Raw genomic sequence first — 13929 nt, 5'->3', positions numbered from 1 at the left:
CAACGCCTCGCTGGCTCCCGACTTGATCAGTCGTCGATCAAGGCCGCCGGGTCTTCTGCGCTCAGCACGCTCTGTGCCCAGGCTTTGAGGCGCTCGGTGTCGCTGCGCAGGATTTGCTGTTTGATGGCCAGCACTTGCGATGGGTGCATGGAGAAGCTGCGCAGCCCCAGGCCGAGCAACAGACGGGTCATCTGCACGTCGCCGGCCATTTCGCCGCACACGCTCACGCTCTTGCCCTGGGCGTGGCACATGGCGATGGTGCTGGCCAGCAATTGCAGGATCGCCGGGTGGACCGGGTCAAACAAATGGGCCACGGATTCGTCGGCGCGGTCGATGGCCAGCGTGTACTGGATCAAGTCGTTGGTGCCGATGGACAGGTAATCGAAATAGCGCAGGAACAACGGCACCGTCAACGCAGCAGCAGGCACCTCGATCATCGCGCCGAGTTTGGCCGGGCCAAAGGGCACGCCTTCATCGGTCAACTGCTCCTTGGCTCGTTCGATCAGGGCGATGGTCTGCTTGATTTCCGATGCATGGGTGAGCATGGGCACCAGCAGGTTCACCGGGCCGTGCGCTGCCGCGCGCAAGATGGCTCGCAGCTGTGTAACGAACATGGCCGGTTCCGTGAGGCTCCAGCGTATGGCGCGCAACCCCATCGCGGGGTTGAGATGGTCTTCACGTGGTGCGGCATCCCGATCCAGTGGTTTGTCCGCACCGACATCGATGGTTCGGATCGTCACCGGCATGCCGCGCATGCCCTTGACCACGTTGCGATAGGCTCGGTATTGCTCGTCCTCATCCGGCAGCTTGCCTGCCCGTCCCATGAAGAGAAATTCGGTCCGGAATAGCCCGACGCCAACGGCGCCTGCCTTGAGCACGGCCTCGACGTCGCCAGGTTGTTCGATGTTGGCCAGCAGCTCAACCTTCTCACCATCGACTGTGACTGCTGGTGTGTTGCGCAAGCGCGAGAGGCGCTCACGCTCCTGGGAAACACGACGCTGACGCTCACCGTACTCGGCGAGCACAACAGGGGATGGATCAACCAGCACCACACCGGCATCGCCGTCAATGATGACCCAGTCGTCCTGCTTGATCAGGTGGCTGGCCGAACGCGCGCCCACCACCGCCGGAATGTCCATGCTGCGGGCCACGATGGCGGTGTGCCCTGTCTTGCCCCCGACATCGGTGACAAATCCGGCGAACGCGCTCTGCTTGAACTGCAGCATGTCCGCCGGTGAGAGGTCATGTGCGATCAGGACCAAGGGCGCCTCTGGCGCCACCGCTGTCGGGTGCGACGACAACAGTGTCGATTCCGGGAATGAAGAATCCGTGGCTTCGGCAGAGTCCACTGCCGAGCCATCGCCACGCATGGCACGCAACACACGCTCGACCACTTGCTCGAGATCTGCCTTGCGTTCGCGCAGATAGGGGTCGTCCATCTCCTCGAACTGGCGCGTGAGCACGTCCAGCTGCGCGGTCAATGCCCATTCGGCGTTGTAGTGCCGCTCCTCGATCCAGTTCTTGACAGCAGCGGTCATCTGCTCGTCCTGGAGCAGCATGACGTGCACGTCGAGCAACGCTGCGAGCTCCGGGTGCGCTTCAGCCGTCGACGAACCATGCATGGCCGCCTGAACACGCCCGATCTCGTCCACCACCGCGTTTCGCGCCACGCGCAGACGCTCGATCTCGTGCTCGACCTGCTCTGCCCCGATGAAGTAATGGGCCACGTCCAGGCGACTGGACGCCACGATGACCGCACGGCCAATCGCTATGCCCCGAGAAACCGCCAACCCGTGAACCGTGAAACTCATTTCAATCCACCCTTATCAACAACAACTCCGACGCACCAACTACTCAGGCCTGACCGGAGAGACAGCGATCCGGCGCAGGGTCGCCCCAAGCCGGATCAGCCCCCTCGGGGGGCAGCGACCCTCGTAGCGGCGGAGCGTGGGGGCCAACAGTTTCGCCGGCGGGCCGCCCCAAGGTGAAACGCGCGCCCCAGGGGGCAGCGACCCGCGTAAGCGGCGGAACGTGGGGGCCAAACCGATCCGGCGCAGGGCCGCCCCAAGCCGGATCAGCCCCCTCGGGGGGCAGCGACCCGCGTGAGCGGCGGAGCGTGGGGGCCACATTCATTCCCCTTCACCAAACTTGTCATTGATGAGCTCCACCAGCGCATCCATGGCCTGTTGTTCGTCTTCGCCGTTGGTTTCGATCTCGACATTGCTGCCAATGCCGGCGGCCAGCATCATGACGCCCATGATGCTCTTGGCATTGACGCGCCGGTCGGCTCGGGAAAGCCAGACTTCGCATTTGTGGCTGCCTGCCAGTTTGGTCAGCTTGGCCGAAGCGCGAGCGTGCAGTCCTAGCTTATTGCTGATGGTGACGGTGGTCTTGATCATGAGCGGCTCGTCTGGCCTGATTCTGGGGTGCGGTAACGGCCACGGGCACAACACCTTGCGTGCCGCCCATGACAGCGCGGGAGACGAGCGCTTCCAGGGGTTCGTGGCGGTATGAGACAGTGCGCAGCAGCATGGGCAGGTTGACGCCGGCAACGAGACGCGCACGCACGCCGTCAACCAGCTTCTGCGCTACGTTGCAGGGCGTCGCGCCGAACACGTCAGCGGCGACCAGCACCCCCTGGGTGTCAAGCTGTGCCATGAGTGCCCGAGCCTGCGCCAGAGTCTCCTCGGGCGGCATGTTGGGCTGCACATCCAGCGCAGCGACAGCGCTTGCACTGTCTGGGAAGACGTGCATCACACACTGCCGCATGGCGGAAGCCAGCGGTGCATGCGCAATGATGAGAATGCCGTTCATACCCAGAGTTTAGCCCTGCTCACTGACCTTCCACCGTGCAAGGCCAATGCGAAACACCAGATAAGCACACATACTGCATAAAAGGAACACCAGCATGGCCGCCCGAAATGCATTGATCTCGGCCAGGCCAAGGAGCGTAAAGCCGTCAATCGCCAGGCCAATGGCCCATTGCATGCAGAAAATGCCGGCAAACAGGACAAGGTTGAACGACGACAGCGCCCGTCCGGCAGCCCGTTCAGGCATGGCCATGGCAATGGCCGGCTGGGCGAGCGACCCCGGCGTACAGGCCACGCAAAAGGCAGCCCACCAGGGCCAGCCGGCCTCTGGCCCCAACCAGACCACGCAGGCCAGCACCCCATAGCTCAGTGGCAGCCCATACGCCATCAACCGGTCCGCCGGCCAGCCGCGCCCCGACAAGTGAGGGTTCACCAACCCCCATAGCCAGAAGGCCAGGAGCATGGACAGATTGATGGCAAACAGCCCACCAGCAACGGCCGATGGTGATGCGCCCACCACTCGGTGCAGCCATGGGCCGGCCCACAGGGTCTGGATGGCGATCATGCCGCCATACTGGACAAAGCCGATCGGCGCCATGAGCCGGAAGTAGGGGTGACGCCAGATGTCGGCCAGGCGCCAGTCCTGCGCCGCAGGCACACCCTCAGCGGCTTCGCTGGAGGGCCGCCAGGCCGGTACCGCGAAGCGAAGCAACAGGATCGACAACACCAGGGCAGCCGCCAGCAACCAGAACAGCCCTCGCCAACCCACTGCCGGCAACAGCCACTGCACTGGCAAGGTGGACGCCAGCATGCCCAGCGAGCCCGTCATCAGCATCCAGGAGTTGGCACGCAGCTGCATGCCCGGCGTCAACCAGCGACGATAGCCGGTCAAGGGGGCCATCAGGCAGGCACTCAGCCCCATACCCAGGACCACTCGTGCCAGCAGCAGCCCGGCAAAACCGTCGACCAGCGCGAAAGCGGCGCTGCCTGCAACGGCCACGACCAGAAATCCCATTTCGACGCGCCGGGGTCCATGCCGATCCAGCCATGCGCCAAGTGGCAGCTGGGTCAACGCGAATCCCAGAAAGTAGCCGCCGGCGAGCAGGCCCAGTTCGTGCGCTTGCAAGCTCAGCTCATCGGTGAGCACCGGCGAAAGCGTGGCAGTGACCGCCCTGATCAGGGTTGAAATGAAATACGCAAACGCGAACGCACCAAACAGGACCATGACCTGCCTGGCCGAGGGGCGGCGAGATGATGCCGTCATGGCAACAGCTGGATGCCAGAGAAGAACGGTTCGACAGCCTCTTGAGGCAGTTGTTGGCCATACACCGCTGCCTGGTAGACCTTTTGCCCGGAAGAGAAGTAGGCCACCTGTGCCTGCAGGTCGTGGCCCTGGTGGTCTTTTCCGGCTGTGCGCACGGTGATCAGCATCGAGTGACCTTTGAGTGCAAAGGGCCAGGGACTGACAGCCCCTTCTCCCTCGCTCCCCTGCAGTGACTTCTGTGATGCCTGCTGCCAGGCGGCCAGTGCCTCCTGGGCAACGGCACCTTCGGGCAGGTTCGCCCAGGCCAGGGCATAGGTTTGATCGCTCGCCTTGCAGCTGTACATGTGCAAGGTGGTGGGTTGACCCGTGAGTGGAACCTCTCTGTCCGCCTGGTCTGGCTTGCATGGCAGTGTGGCCACCAGCGCTGCGCCATCGGGCCTGAGTTCGCGCCAGTTGTAGGTGGGGCTGCAGGCCGACGACAGCGCGGCAGCAACCAGGGCGGCCATCACTGGAAGCCGGCTCGGGCGAGAAGAAAGAGATGACGGTGACGGTGACAAGGGACGACGGGTCATGACAGGCGATGACGAACGGAAGCCAGGAGCACTCGATTGTCGCCGGCGGGGACATGTCCATGCCTCCAACTGGCGCACAATGTGCGGATGAACGCTCTGGATGGTATCCGTATTCTCGATTGCTCCCGCGTACTGGCGGGCCCCTGGTGTACCCAGACCCTGGCCGATCTGGGCGCTGACGTCGTCAAGATCGAACGCCCTACCGGTCCTCGACATCCCGGTGGGGACGACACCCGCGGCTGGGGCCCTCCCTTTCTTCAGGGGCGAGACGGGCAGGACACCGCGGAAGCCGCCTACTATCTGGGCGCCAACCGCAACAAACGCTCGGTCACCTGCGATATCTCCCAACCGGAAGGACAGGCGCTCATCCGCGAGATGGCTGCAAAGGCCCATGTCTTCATTGAAAACTACAAGGTCGGGGACATGGCCCGCTACGGGCTCGACTATGAACGCCTCAAAGCCATCAATCCTGCCCTGGTGTATTGCTCGATCACGGGCTTTGGCCAGAATGGCCCCTACAAGGACCGCCCGGGCTATGACTATGCCATTCAAGGCATGGGTGGGTTGATGAGCATCACCGGGGAGCGCGACGACCTGCCCGGAGGCGGCCCCCAGAAAGTGGGTGTGGCGGTGGCTGACCTGTTCACGGGCATGTACGCCACCGTGGCCATTCAGGCGGCGCTGCGACATGCAGAGCGAACCGGCGAGGGGCAGTACATCGACATGGCACTCCTGGACACCCAGGTGGCCATGCTCGCCAATCTCGGGGCCAACTATCTGGTGCGTGGCCAGTCCGAAGGCAAGGTACCGGGGCGCGCTGGCAATGCGCACGCCAATATCGTGCCGTATCAGGTCTTCGAAGTGGCGCCGGGCGAGGACGGCAGCGCACAGTTCATCATTCTTGCCGTGGGCAATGACAACCAGTTCGCCAAGTTCTGTGAAGTCGCAGGTCGACCAGAGTTGAGTCAGGACGAACGATTTGCCCGCAACCCCGATCGGGTTCGACATCGGGCTGTTCTGGTACCGATGCTCGAAGCGGTCATGAAACAGCGGAGCAAGGCCACCTGGCTGAATCAGCTCGAGGCCGCGAAAGTGCCTTGTGGACCGATCAACAATCTGGCGGAGGTTTTTGCCGACCCTCAGGTGCTGGCCCGGGGCATGGTCACCCAATGGCAGCACCCTATGGCAGACAGGCTCTCGCTGGTGGCCAGTCCCATGAAGCTCAGCGCCACCCCGGTGCGCGCAGACATGCCACCGCCGCTGCTGGGTCAGCACACGCAGGAGGCGTTGTCCGATTGGATTGACCTTCCGTCTGAGCGCTTGGCGGAACTGCGAGAGAAGGGTATTGTCTGAGATGCATCCGACCGTCTTTGCCCTTCATTGACGCGCAAACCGGTTATTCCCGTAGGAGCCAATGGAGCAAGTCATGGACACCGAGACCGCCGCCCGCCCGGACACAGCCGCCCGCGCGCCGCATCGCGGCGCTGGCAAGCTGCCGTCTGCCCAGTCGCTGCGTGGCGCCGCGCAAGCCGCGGCCGCCAAGGGCGAGCCACTGGTGGTGATGACCACGCTCAAAGGGTGCCCGTTCTGCGATGTGGTTCGTGACAACTACCTGGGGCCGATGCGCCAGGCCGGACAGGTTCATGCTGTTCAGGTAGATATCCTGGACCGGCAATCCGTGGTGCAGGGGTTTGACGGGCAAAGTACCTCGCCCTCTGATCTGGCCCGTCGCTGGAACGCCAAATTCGCCCCGACGGTGCTGTTTTTCGGCCCTGAAGGCAAAGAGCTGGCCGAACGCCTGCAAGGTGTCGCCGTCCAGGACTTCTATGGCGAGTACCTGGAGCAAAGGCTGGCGACCGCGCGCAAGGCGCTCAAACCCGCTTGAATATGCACGGATTGACCGGTCGGCATGTGTTTGCCATTTGTGAGGCGGAACCTTTGGCGGCAAAATAGGGTCTGTCTCATGTCTTCCACATGATCCCTGTCTGCCTGCGCCATGTCCTTGTCCCGTCTTTCTGCTCCTCTCCTCCTTGCCCGTCGCACCCTGATCGCGGCGATGCTGGGCGCTGCTTTGGCGCTGGTGTCGGGCTGCGGGGCACGTGATGCAGCGCCTCAGTCCGAGTTCGTGCTGCTCGATGGCTCCAAGACCGACACGGCGGCACTGAAGGGCAAGGTCGTTCTCGTCAACTTCTGGGCCACCACTTGCGTCAGTTGCGTCAAGGAAATGCCAGAGCTGGTCCACACCTTCGACAAGTACAAGGATCGCGGATTCGATACGGTAGCGGTCGCCATGTCTTACGACCCACCAGCCTGGGTCGTCAACTTTGCCCAGTCGCGCCAGCTGCCATTCAAGGTTGCGATCGACAACACCGGCGAAGTGGCAACCGCCTGGGGAGACGTACAGCTGACTCCCACCACCTATCTGCTGGACAAGAAGGGACAGGTCGTCAAACGCTTCGTCGGCGCCCCTGACTTTGATGCCTTGCACCAGCTGATCGAAAGCCTGCTGGCAGAAACCTGAGTTCGAGTCAACGAGGCTGGGGTATGCCCAGATGGTCGCGCTGCCTGGTCTCGCTTATAGTCGGATGCTTCATCACCACACGTGCATGACGCATGCCTGAGCCTGAATCCCCTGTAGACATAGAGCTTCGCTCTGAGCTGGGAGAGCCCGAATTCCAGCTTGTCCGTGAGCTGTTTGTCGACTACCAGACCGACATCGGTATCGACCTCTCGTTTCAGCAGTTCGACGATGAACTGGAATGCCTGCCTGGCGACTACGCCGAACCCGGTGGCGCCCTGCTGCTGGCTCTGGTGGACGGCGTGCCGGCAGGATGCGTGGCATTCAGGCCCATGCCCAACAGTGACTACCCCAACGCTTGCGAGATGAAGCGGCTGTTTGTTCGCCGAGCTTTCCGCGGTTTCGGCCTCGGAAAGATGCTGGTGGATGACATCATGACCCGGGCCATGCAGTCAGGCTATTCGACCATGTTGCTCGATACACTGCGCGACATGGAAAGCGCCCGCGCGCTCTATCAGGAGGTCGGTTTCGTGGAGGTGCCACCCTACTACCACAACCCGTTGGCAGGCGCCCACTACCTCAAGGTCGACCTCGCTCAGGTGATTTGACAAAGGTGGGCCGGAGCCCACCTTTGATTCAGGCCTTGAGTGCTTTGGCTTGTGCAAGCAGAGTGGCAGCGTCGCTCACCTCGAACTTGCCCGGGCCTTCCACGTTCAACGTCTTGACGACGCCGTCCTTGACCAGCATGGAATAGCGGTTGCTGCGCAGGCCCATGCCTTTGGTGGTCAGGTCCAGCGTCAGGCCGGTTTTCTTGGCGAAGTCGGCGCTGCCGTCGCCCATCATGCGGACCTTGCCAGCGGTGTTCTGATCACTCCCCCAGGCGCCCATGACGAAGGCGTCGTTGACGCTCACGCACCAGATTTCATCGACGCCAGCGGCCTTGAACTCGTCGTTCATTTGCACGTAGCCCGGCACGTGCTGTGCTGAGCAGGTGGGCGTGAATGCACCTGGCAGCGCGAACAGGGCAATCGTCTTGCCTGCCACCGCGTCAGCGACGTTCACTGGTGCCGGGCCAATGCTGCAGCCCTCACCTTCGACCTGAACAAACTCCATCAAAGTGGTGGAGGGCAGCTTGTCGCCAACTTGAATCGTCATGGGTTCTCTCCTAGAGACAGGGGGAAAGCCCTCCGACCGATTCGGGGGGCCAAAAACAAAAAAGCGACCGACATTGTCGGTCGCTTTTTCTTGTCGTGCAGGCGGGCTGCACAAACAGGCTTACACGATGGCGGCTTTTTGCACCAGACGTGTGGCTACCCAGCTCTTGGTCTTGGACAAGGGGCGGCACTCGGAGATCTCAATCAGATCACCCATCTTGTACTCGCTGTTCTCATCGTGAGCGTGGTACTTGCTCGACTTGATCACAATCTTGCCGTAGATGGGGTGCATCACGCGACGCTCGACCATGACGGTCACGGTCTTGGCGCGCTTGTCGCTCACCACCTTACCAACCAGGGTGCGCTTGAGGGCTTGTTTTTCCGTCATTTCGTCACTCCTTATTTGGCAGCGCGCTGCTTCTCGGCCAGGATGGTCTTGGCACGAGCAATGGCGCGGCGGGTATCACCCAGCGTGGCGGTGTTGTTGAGTTGTTGAGTGGCCTTTTGCATACGCAGATTGAAGTGGGCCTTTTGCAGGGACTTCACTTCATCTTTCAGACCAGCCTCGTCCTTCTGGCGCAGATCAGCAGTATTCATTTCGATTTCTCCTGATGTCTCATTGACCCAGCATGCGCGTCACGAACGTGGTGCGCAGGGGCAGCTTGCGAGCAGCCAGTTGGAAAGCTTCGCGGGCGAGTTCTTCAGACACACCCACGATCTCGTAAATCACCTTACCGGGCTTGATTTCGGCAACGTAGTATTCGACGTTACCTTTACCGTTACCCATACGCACCTCAGCGGGCTTGTTGGAGATCGGCTTGTCCGGGAAGACACGGATCCAGATACGACCACCACGCTTGACGTGACGGGAAATGGCACGGCGGCCAGCTTCGATCTGGCGAGCCGTCAGGCGACCGCGATCGGTAGACTTCAGACCGAAGTCACCGAAGGCCACGGAAGCACCGCTGGTAGCGGGGCCCGTGTTGCGGCCTTTGTGTTCCTTACGGAACTTGCGACGAGCAGGTTGCAACATGCTTATTCTCCTTTACCGTCCGCAGCTGCAGATGCGGGCGCGTCTTTGCGAACGCGCTTAACGGCGGGTTTGGAATCGGTGGCCTCGGCAGGTTTGTCGCTGCCATCGGATGGAGCGGCGTTGGTTCCACGACGGGCACCGGCGCCACGAGCGGGACGCTCACGGCGAGGACCGCGCGGACGGCGCTCTTCTTCACGTGGCTCAACGACAGGTGCGTCGTTACGGCCGAGGTTGTCGCCCTTGTACACCCAGACCTTGACACCGATGATGCCGTAGGTGGTCTTGGCTTCAGACGTGCCATAGTCGATATCGGAGCGCAGGGTGTGCAGAGGCACACGACCTTCGCGATACCACTCGGTACGAGCGATTTCGATACCGTTGAGGCGACCAGCAGACATGATCTTGATGCCCTGGGCACCCAGACGCATGGCGTTCTGCATGGCGCGCTTCATGGCGCGACGGAACATGATGCGCTTCTCGAGCTGCTGCGTGATGCTGTCGGCGATCAGCTTGGCATCGATCTCAGGCTTGCGCACTTCTTCGATGTTCACTGCGACAGGCACGCCCAGCTTGACGGCCAGTTCCTTCTTCAGGCGTTCGATGTCCTCGCCTTTCTTGCCGATCACCACACCAGGACGAGCCGAGTAGATGGTGATGCGTGCGTTCTTGGCAGGACGCTCGATCACGACGCGGGAAACCGCGGCGTTCTTGAGCTTGGTCTTCAGGTACTCGCGAACCTTGATGTCTTCGGCCAGCATGCCGGCGAAGTCACGGTTGTTTGCGTACCAACGGCTTGCCCAGTTGCGCGAAACTGCGAGGCGGAAACCGGTCGGGTTGATTTTCTGTCCCATATTCCTCTGGTCCTCTTCAGTTGCCAACCGTCACATAGATGTGACACGTGGGTTTGCTGATGCGATTGCCGCGGCCTTTGGCGCGAGCGGTGAAACGCTTGAGCGTGGTGCCTTGCTCGACGTGGATCGCTTTGACGCGAAGTTCGTCGATGTCGGCGCCGTCGTTGTGCTCGGCGTTGGCGATAGCGGAGAGCAGGGCCTTCTTGATGATGCCGGCAGCCTTCTTCTGGGTGAACTCGAGTGTGTTCAGCGCCTGGTCGACTTTCTTGCCGCGAATCAGGTCAGCAACCAGTCGGCCCTTGTCAACCGACAGGCGCACGCCGCGAACGATAGAGCGGGTTTCCATGGTTAGTCCTTACTTCTTGGCTTTCTTGTCGCCCGGGTGACCCTTGTAGGTACGGGTCAGGGAGAACTCGCCGAGTTTGTGGCCGACCATCTGGTCGGTGATGTACACGGGCACGTGCTGCTTGCCGTTGTGAACGGCGATGGTCAGACCGATGAATTCGGGCAGGATCATGGAGCGACGCGACCAAGTCTTGATTGGTTTTTTGTCCGAACCGGACACGGCCTTTTCAACCTTGCCCATCAGGTGATGGTCAACGAAGGGGCCTTTCTTGAGCGAACGAGTCATGATGTCAGCCCTTTATTTCTTGCTCTTGCGACGCGAAACAATCATGTTCTGCGTGCGGCGGTTGTTGCGGGTACGGTAGCCCTTGGCCAGGTTGCCCCATGGATCCACAGGTGCGCGACCTTCGCCGGTCTTGCCTTCACCACCACCGTGCGGGTGGTCGATCGGGTTCATGGCCGTGCCGCGAACCGTTGGGCGGATACCCATGTGGCGCTTGACACCAGCTTTACCCAGCTGACGCAGGCTGTGCTCCTGGTTGGAGACTTCACCGATGGTGGCGCGGCAATCCACGTGGATCTTGCGCACTTCACCGGAACGCATGCGAACCTGTGCGTAGATGCCTTCACGTGCCAGCAGCACGGCGGAAGCACCAGCGGAGCGGGCGATCTGGGCGCCTTTGCCCACTTGCAACTCGATGCAGTGGATGGTCGAACCCACCGGGATGTTGCGGATAGGCAGGGTGTTGCCAGCGCGGATAGGCGACTCGGAGCCGGACATCAGGGTTGCGCCCACTTCAACGCCACGGGGGGCGATGATGTAGCGACGCTCGCCGTCGGCGTAGCACAGCAGCGCGATGTGCGCGGTGCGGTTCGGGTCGTATTCGATACGCTCGACCTTGGCCGGGATGTTGTCCTTGGTGCGACGGAAGTCGACCACACGGTAGTGGTGCTTGTGACCACCGCCCTTGTGACGGACGGTGATGTGGCCGTTGTTGTTGCGGCCCGACTTCTGGTGCTGCTTCTCGAGCAACGGAGCGAAACCAGAACCTTTGTGGAGCTGGTCACGCGTGACTTTCACCATGCCGCGACGGCCTGGCGAAGTCGGTTTCATCTTCATGACTGCCATGATTTAAGCCTCCCCACCGAAGTTGAGCTCTTGACCTGCTTCCAGCGTCACGTAAGCCTTGCGCACGTGGTCGCGACGGCCGACGGTCTTGCCAAAACGCTTGGTCTTGCCCTTCTGGTTGAGAACGGAGACGCCCTTGACTTCAACTTTGAACATCAGTTCAACGGCGGCCTTGATTTCTTGCTTGGTTGCGCTGCGCAGTACCTTGAACAGAACGGTGTTGTTCTGCTCGGCGACCATGGTGGCCTTCTCGGACACGATCGGTGCCACGAGGACCTGCATCAGACGACCTTCGTCAAATTGCTTGGTGGTGCTCATGCGAACATCTCCTTGAGCTTGTCGATAGCGCCCTTGGTGACGATCACTTTCTTGGAGCGGACCAGCGACACTGGGTCGGCGTAGCGCGGCTCAACGATCAGCACGTTGGGCAGGTTGCGCGAAGCCAGGTACAGGTTCTCGTCGACTTCCTCGGCGATCACCAGAACGGAGTTCAGGTTCATGGCCTTGAGCTTGGCAGCGAGCTGCTTGGTCTTGGGCGAATCAACCTTGATGGACTCGACGGCAGCCAGGCGGCCTTCGCGCACCAGCTGGGAGAAGATGGAGGCCATACCGGCGCGGTACATCTTCTTGTTCAGCTTCTGGGTGAAGTTCTCGTCAGGGCTGTTCGGGAAGGTGCGACCACCTCCACGCCACAGTGGCGAGGAAGTCATACCGGCGCGAGCGCGGCCGGTGCCCTTCTGGCGGAACGGCTTCTTGGTCGAGTGCTTGACCATTTCACGGTCTTTTTGGGCACGCGTACCTTGGCGGGCGTTGGCCTGATAAGCCACCACGAGCTGGTGGATCAGGGCCTCGTTGTAGTCACGACCGAAAATGGTCTCAGGCACATCCACGTTGGATGCTGGCTGGCCCTGGTCGTTCAGGAGTTCAACTTGCATCAGTCAGCTCCTTTGCTGGGTTGGGCCTTGACAGCGGGACGAATGGTCACGAAGCCGCCTTTGGCGCCAGGAACGGCACCGCGGATCATGAGCAGCTGGCGCTCTTCGTCAACGCGGAACAGGTCGAGGTTCTGGACCGTCTTGGTCACATCACCGAGGTGACCCGACATCTTCTTGCCAGGGAACACACGGCCTGGATCCTGGGCCATACCGATGGAACCAGGTGCCTTGTGAGAAATGGAGTTACCGTGCGAAGCGCGCTGGGAACCGAAGTTGTGGCGCTTGATCGTGCCTGCGTAGCCCTTACCGATCGAGGTGCCTTGCACATCGACCTTCTGGCCAGCGGCGAACACGGCATTGGCTGCAACAGCGGTGCCCGGCTGGTACTGGGCAGCCACGTCTGCGGCAACGCGGAATTCCTTGATGATTTCGCCTGCTTCGACACCGGCCTTGGCCAGGTGGCCTGCCATGGGCTTGGTCACGCGAGAGGCGCGACGCTTGCCAAAGGTGACCTGCAGCGCATCGTAGCCATCGTTGGCTTGGGTTTTGACTTGTGTCACACGGTTGTTGGACACATCGACCACCGTGACAGGCACTGCATCGCCGTCATCGGTGAACAGACGCATCATGCCCACCTTGCGACCCAACAACCCGAGGGAGTTGCTAAGACTCATTGTTTTCTCCGTTCCCGACTTCAATTGGCCGGGGCTGATAGGGCTTCGATACCCGAAGGCATCTCGGCTGAAATGGGCTTTGGCACCGTTTCGGCAGCACTGATCAGATAGATCTGCACGGCCTGGCGGCAAATTCCTCGCCCGGTTCATGGTTCGGGGCTTCTTGTTTCCTCAAAGCCACGACAAAAACTCCAGCCAAAGACTGGAAAGCCCGCCAGTATACCCGGCGGGCTTTTTTTACGCAAGACCCCGGTCTGCAGGCCCAGGCGAATCCGACGAGTGGTCGTTTCGCTCAGACCTCAGACCGGTCGGGCTGCATTACTGCAGCTTGATCTCGACGTCCACGCCTGCAGGCAGGTCCAGCTTCATCAGGGCGTCAACCGTCTTGTCGGTCGGGTCGACGATGTCCATCAGACGCTGGTGCGTGCGGATTTCGAGCTGGTCGCGGCTGGACTTGTTGACGTGCGGCGAGCGCAGGATGTCAAAACGCTTCATGCGGGTCGGCAGTGGCACTGGGCCCTTGACGATCGCGCCGGTGCGCTTGGCGGTGTCAACGATTTCAGCAGCGGAGGTGTCGATCAGCTTGTAATCGAACGCCTTCAGGCGGATACGGATCTTTTGCTTGTTGGACATGTTCCGCTCCC

21 protein-coding genes are annotated in these 13929 nt (G+C 61.4%); 4 read left to right on the top strand and 17 right to left on the bottom strand.

The features are described from left to right. Nucleotides 1–26 precede the first annotated feature (26 nt). The 5 genes from ptsP to ABWV89_RS13390 form a co-directional block, all read right to left on the bottom strand. Nucleotides 27–1811: a phosphoenolpyruvate--protein phosphotransferase gene (gene ptsP, locus ABWV89_RS13410; RefSeq protein WP_353397614.1), complete on the bottom strand. Its 1785-nt coding sequence runs from the start codon at nt 1809–1811 to the stop codon at nt 27–29. Between the two features lie 318 nt (nt 1812–2129). Continuing rightward, a complete protein-coding gene (locus tag ABWV89_RS13405) occupies nt 2130–2399 on the bottom strand; it encodes an HPr family phosphocarrier protein (RefSeq protein WP_353397611.1) in 270 nt (89 codons plus the stop codon). Then, complete coding sequence (locus ABWV89_RS13400; protein ID WP_353397608.1) at nt 2368–2814, bottom strand: PTS sugar transporter subunit IIA; 447 nt, start codon at nt 2812–2814, stop codon at nt 2368–2370. Before ABWV89_RS13400 ends, ABWV89_RS13405 begins: the two co-directional genes overlap by 32 nt. A 9-nt stretch (nt 2815–2823) precedes the next feature. Next, nucleotides 2824–4074, bottom strand: coding sequence for an MFS transporter (locus ABWV89_RS13395; RefSeq protein WP_353397605.1), 1251 nt, complete (start codon nt 4072–4074; stop codon nt 2824–2826). After that, complete coding sequence (locus ABWV89_RS13390; RefSeq protein ID WP_353397602.1) at nt 4071–4580, bottom strand: hypothetical protein; 510 nt, start codon at nt 4578–4580, stop codon at nt 4071–4073. The genes ABWV89_RS13395 and ABWV89_RS13390 overlap by 4 nt, the downstream gene beginning before the upstream one ends. A gap of 153 nt (nt 4581–4733) precedes the next feature. Here ABWV89_RS13390 and ABWV89_RS13385 point away from each other — a divergent pair, with 153 nt between their 5' ends. From ABWV89_RS13385 to ABWV89_RS13370, 4 genes are all read left to right on the top strand, one after another. Then, nucleotides 4734–5999 (top strand): CaiB/BaiF CoA transferase family protein, encoded by a 1266-nt coding sequence (locus tag ABWV89_RS13385; protein WP_353397599.1) that lies wholly within the window; start codon nt 4734–4736, stop codon nt 5997–5999. Between the two features lie 73 nt (nt 6000–6072). Next, nucleotides 6073–6531: a thioredoxin fold domain-containing protein gene (locus ABWV89_RS13380; protein WP_353397596.1), complete on the top strand. Its 459-nt coding sequence runs from the start codon at nt 6073–6075 to the stop codon at nt 6529–6531. A gap of 171 nt (nt 6532–6702) precedes the next feature. After that, a complete protein-coding gene (locus ABWV89_RS13375) occupies nt 6703–7167 on the top strand; it encodes a TlpA family protein disulfide reductase (RefSeq protein WP_353399245.1) in 465 nt (154 codons plus the stop codon). 92 nt (nt 7168–7259) lie between these two features. Further along, complete coding sequence (locus ABWV89_RS13370; protein ID WP_353397593.1) at nt 7260–7772, top strand: GNAT family N-acetyltransferase; 513 nt, start codon at nt 7260–7262, stop codon at nt 7770–7772. Nucleotides 7773–7800: 28 nt separating this feature from the next. Here the strand turns inward: ABWV89_RS13370 and ABWV89_RS13365 are convergent, their stop codons facing one another. From ABWV89_RS13365 to rpsJ, 12 genes are all read right to left on the bottom strand, one after another. Further along, on the bottom strand, nt 7801–8319 hold the full coding sequence (locus tag ABWV89_RS13365) for a peroxiredoxin (RefSeq protein ID WP_353397590.1): 519 nt from the start codon (nt 8317–8319) through the stop codon (nt 7801–7803). Nucleotides 8320–8439: 120 nt separating this feature from the next. Continuing rightward, nucleotides 8440–8706, bottom strand: a complete 267-nt coding sequence (gene rpsQ, locus ABWV89_RS13360) for a 30S ribosomal protein S17 (RefSeq protein WP_353397587.1) — start codon at nt 8704–8706, stop codon at nt 8440–8442. 11 nt (nt 8707–8717) lie between these two features. Continuing rightward, entirely contained in the window at nt 8718–8915 is a 198-nt protein-coding gene (gene rpmC, locus ABWV89_RS13355; RefSeq protein WP_353397584.1) for a 50S ribosomal protein L29, read from the bottom strand. A 19-nt stretch (nt 8916–8934) separates the two neighbouring features. Further along, nucleotides 8935–9351 carry a 50S ribosomal protein L16 gene (rplP, locus tag ABWV89_RS13350; protein WP_353397581.1) on the bottom strand — a complete coding sequence of 139 codons (417 nt, stop codon included), beginning with the start codon at nt 9349–9351 and terminating at the stop codon, nt 8935–8937. Between the two features lie 2 nt (nt 9352–9353). After that, the gene (rpsC, locus tag ABWV89_RS13345) at nt 9354–10202 is read right to left on the bottom strand and encodes a 30S ribosomal protein S3 (RefSeq protein WP_353397578.1); all 849 of its coding nucleotides are present in this window, start codon (nt 10200–10202) and stop codon (nt 9354–9356) included. A gap of 16 nt (nt 10203–10218) precedes the next feature. Next, complete coding sequence (rplV, locus tag ABWV89_RS13340) at nt 10219–10548, bottom strand: 50S ribosomal protein L22 (RefSeq protein WP_353397575.1); 330 nt, start codon at nt 10546–10548, stop codon at nt 10219–10221. A gap of 9 nt (nt 10549–10557) precedes the next feature. Further along, complete coding sequence (gene rpsS, locus ABWV89_RS13335) at nt 10558–10833, bottom strand: 30S ribosomal protein S19 (protein ID WP_353397572.1); 276 nt, start codon at nt 10831–10833, stop codon at nt 10558–10560. A gap of 12 nt (nt 10834–10845) precedes the next feature. Further along, nucleotides 10846–11676: a 50S ribosomal protein L2 gene (gene rplB, locus ABWV89_RS13330; protein ID WP_353397569.1), complete on the bottom strand. Its 831-nt coding sequence runs from the start codon at nt 11674–11676 to the stop codon at nt 10846–10848. A gap of 3 nt (nt 11677–11679) precedes the next feature. Beyond that, nucleotides 11680–11994 carry a 50S ribosomal protein L23 gene (gene rplW, locus ABWV89_RS13325; protein ID WP_353397566.1) on the bottom strand — a complete coding sequence of 105 codons (315 nt, stop codon included), beginning with the start codon at nt 11992–11994 and terminating at the stop codon, nt 11680–11682. Beyond that, nucleotides 11991–12611: a 50S ribosomal protein L4 gene (rplD, locus tag ABWV89_RS13320; protein WP_353397563.1), complete on the bottom strand. Its 621-nt coding sequence runs from the start codon at nt 12609–12611 to the stop codon at nt 11991–11993. The genes rplW and rplD overlap by 4 nt, the downstream gene beginning before the upstream one ends. Then, nucleotides 12611–13285, bottom strand: a complete 675-nt coding sequence (gene rplC / locus ABWV89_RS13315) for a 50S ribosomal protein L3 (RefSeq protein ID WP_353397560.1) — start codon at nt 13283–13285, stop codon at nt 12611–12613. The genes rplD and rplC overlap by 1 nt, the downstream gene beginning before the upstream one ends. A gap of 318 nt (nt 13286–13603) precedes the next feature. Further along, entirely contained in the window at nt 13604–13918 is a 315-nt protein-coding gene (gene rpsJ / locus ABWV89_RS13310) for a 30S ribosomal protein S10 (protein ID WP_353399242.1), read from the bottom strand. Between the last annotated feature and the right edge of the window lie 11 nt (nt 13919–13929).

The organism is Hydrogenophaga sp. 5NK40-0174 (genome assembly GCF_040372165.1).
Lineage (GTDB): Bacteria > Pseudomonadota > Gammaproteobacteria > Burkholderiales > Burkholderiaceae_C > Hydrogenophaga.
The sequence above is the reverse complement of the archived record's forward strand: the minus strand, read 5'-3'. Positions and strand labels throughout refer to the sequence as shown.

What these genes read in the sequence shown, in the direction of transcription:
- ABWV89_RS13400 (WP_353397608.1), bottom strand. Translation starts at nt 2,814, where the DNA reads ATGAACGGCATTCTCATCATTGCGCATGCACCGCTGGCTTCCGCCATG.
- ABWV89_RS13370 (WP_353397593.1), top strand. Translation starts at nt 7,260, where the DNA reads ATGCCTGAGCCTGAATCCCCTGTAGACATAGAGCTTCGCTCTGAGCTG.
- rplV (WP_353397575.1), bottom strand. Translation starts at nt 10,548, where the DNA reads ATGGAAACCCGCTCTATCGTTCGCGGCGTGCGCCTGTCGGTTGACAAG.
- rpsJ (WP_353399242.1), bottom strand. Translation starts at nt 13,918, where the DNA reads ATGTCCAACAAGCAAAAGATCCGTATCCGCCTGAAGGCGTTCGATTAC.
- ABWV89_RS13390 (WP_353397602.1), bottom strand. Translation starts at nt 4,580, where the DNA reads ATGGCCGCCCTGGTTGCTGCCGCGCTGTCGTCGGCCTGCAGCCCCACC.
- ABWV89_RS13385 (WP_353397599.1), top strand. Translation starts at nt 4,734, where the DNA reads ATGAACGCTCTGGATGGTATCCGTATTCTCGATTGCTCCCGCGTACTG.
- rplB (WP_353397569.1), bottom strand. Translation starts at nt 11,676, where the DNA reads ATGGCAGTCATGAAGATGAAACCGACTTCGCCAGGCCGTCGCGGCATG.
- rpsQ (WP_353397587.1), bottom strand. Translation starts at nt 8,706, where the DNA reads ATGACGGAAAAACAAGCCCTCAAGCGCACCCTGGTTGGTAAGGTGGTG.
- rpmC (WP_353397584.1), bottom strand. Translation starts at nt 8,915, where the DNA reads ATGAATACTGCTGATCTGCGCCAGAAGGACGAGGCTGGTCTGAAAGAT.
- rplW (WP_353397566.1), bottom strand. Translation starts at nt 11,994, where the DNA reads ATGAGCACCACCAAGCAATTTGACGAAGGTCGTCTGATGCAGGTCCTC.
- ABWV89_RS13405 (WP_353397611.1), bottom strand. Translation starts at nt 2,399, where the DNA reads ATGATCAAGACCACCGTCACCATCAGCAATAAGCTAGGACTGCACGCT.
- ABWV89_RS13380 (WP_353397596.1), top strand. Translation starts at nt 6,073, where the DNA reads ATGGACACCGAGACCGCCGCCCGCCCGGACACAGCCGCCCGCGCGCCG.
- ABWV89_RS13365 (WP_353397590.1), bottom strand. Translation starts at nt 8,319, where the DNA reads ATGACGATTCAAGTTGGCGACAAGCTGCCCTCCACCACTTTGATGGAG.
- ABWV89_RS13375 (WP_353399245.1), top strand. Translation starts at nt 6,703, where the DNA reads ATGCTGGGCGCTGCTTTGGCGCTGGTGTCGGGCTGCGGGGCACGTGAT.
- rpsC (WP_353397578.1), bottom strand. Translation starts at nt 10,202, where the DNA reads ATGGGACAGAAAATCAACCCGACCGGTTTCCGCCTCGCAGTTTCGCGC.
- ABWV89_RS13395 (WP_353397605.1), bottom strand. Translation starts at nt 4,074, where the DNA reads ATGACGGCATCATCTCGCCGCCCCTCGGCCAGGCAGGTCATGGTCCTG.
- rplP (WP_353397581.1), bottom strand. Translation starts at nt 9,351, where the DNA reads ATGTTGCAACCTGCTCGTCGCAAGTTCCGTAAGGAACACAAAGGCCGC.
- rpsS (WP_353397572.1), bottom strand. Translation starts at nt 10,833, where the DNA reads ATGACTCGTTCGCTCAAGAAAGGCCCCTTCGTTGACCATCACCTGATG.
- ptsP (WP_353397614.1), bottom strand. Translation starts at nt 1,811, where the DNA reads ATGAGTTTCACGGTTCACGGGTTGGCGGTTTCTCGGGGCATAGCGATT.
- rplC (WP_353397560.1), bottom strand. Translation starts at nt 13,285, where the DNA reads ATGAGTCTTAGCAACTCCCTCGGGTTGTTGGGTCGCAAGGTGGGCATG.
- rplD (WP_353397563.1), bottom strand. Translation starts at nt 12,611, where the DNA reads ATGCAAGTTGAACTCCTGAACGACCAGGGCCAGCCAGCATCCAACGTG.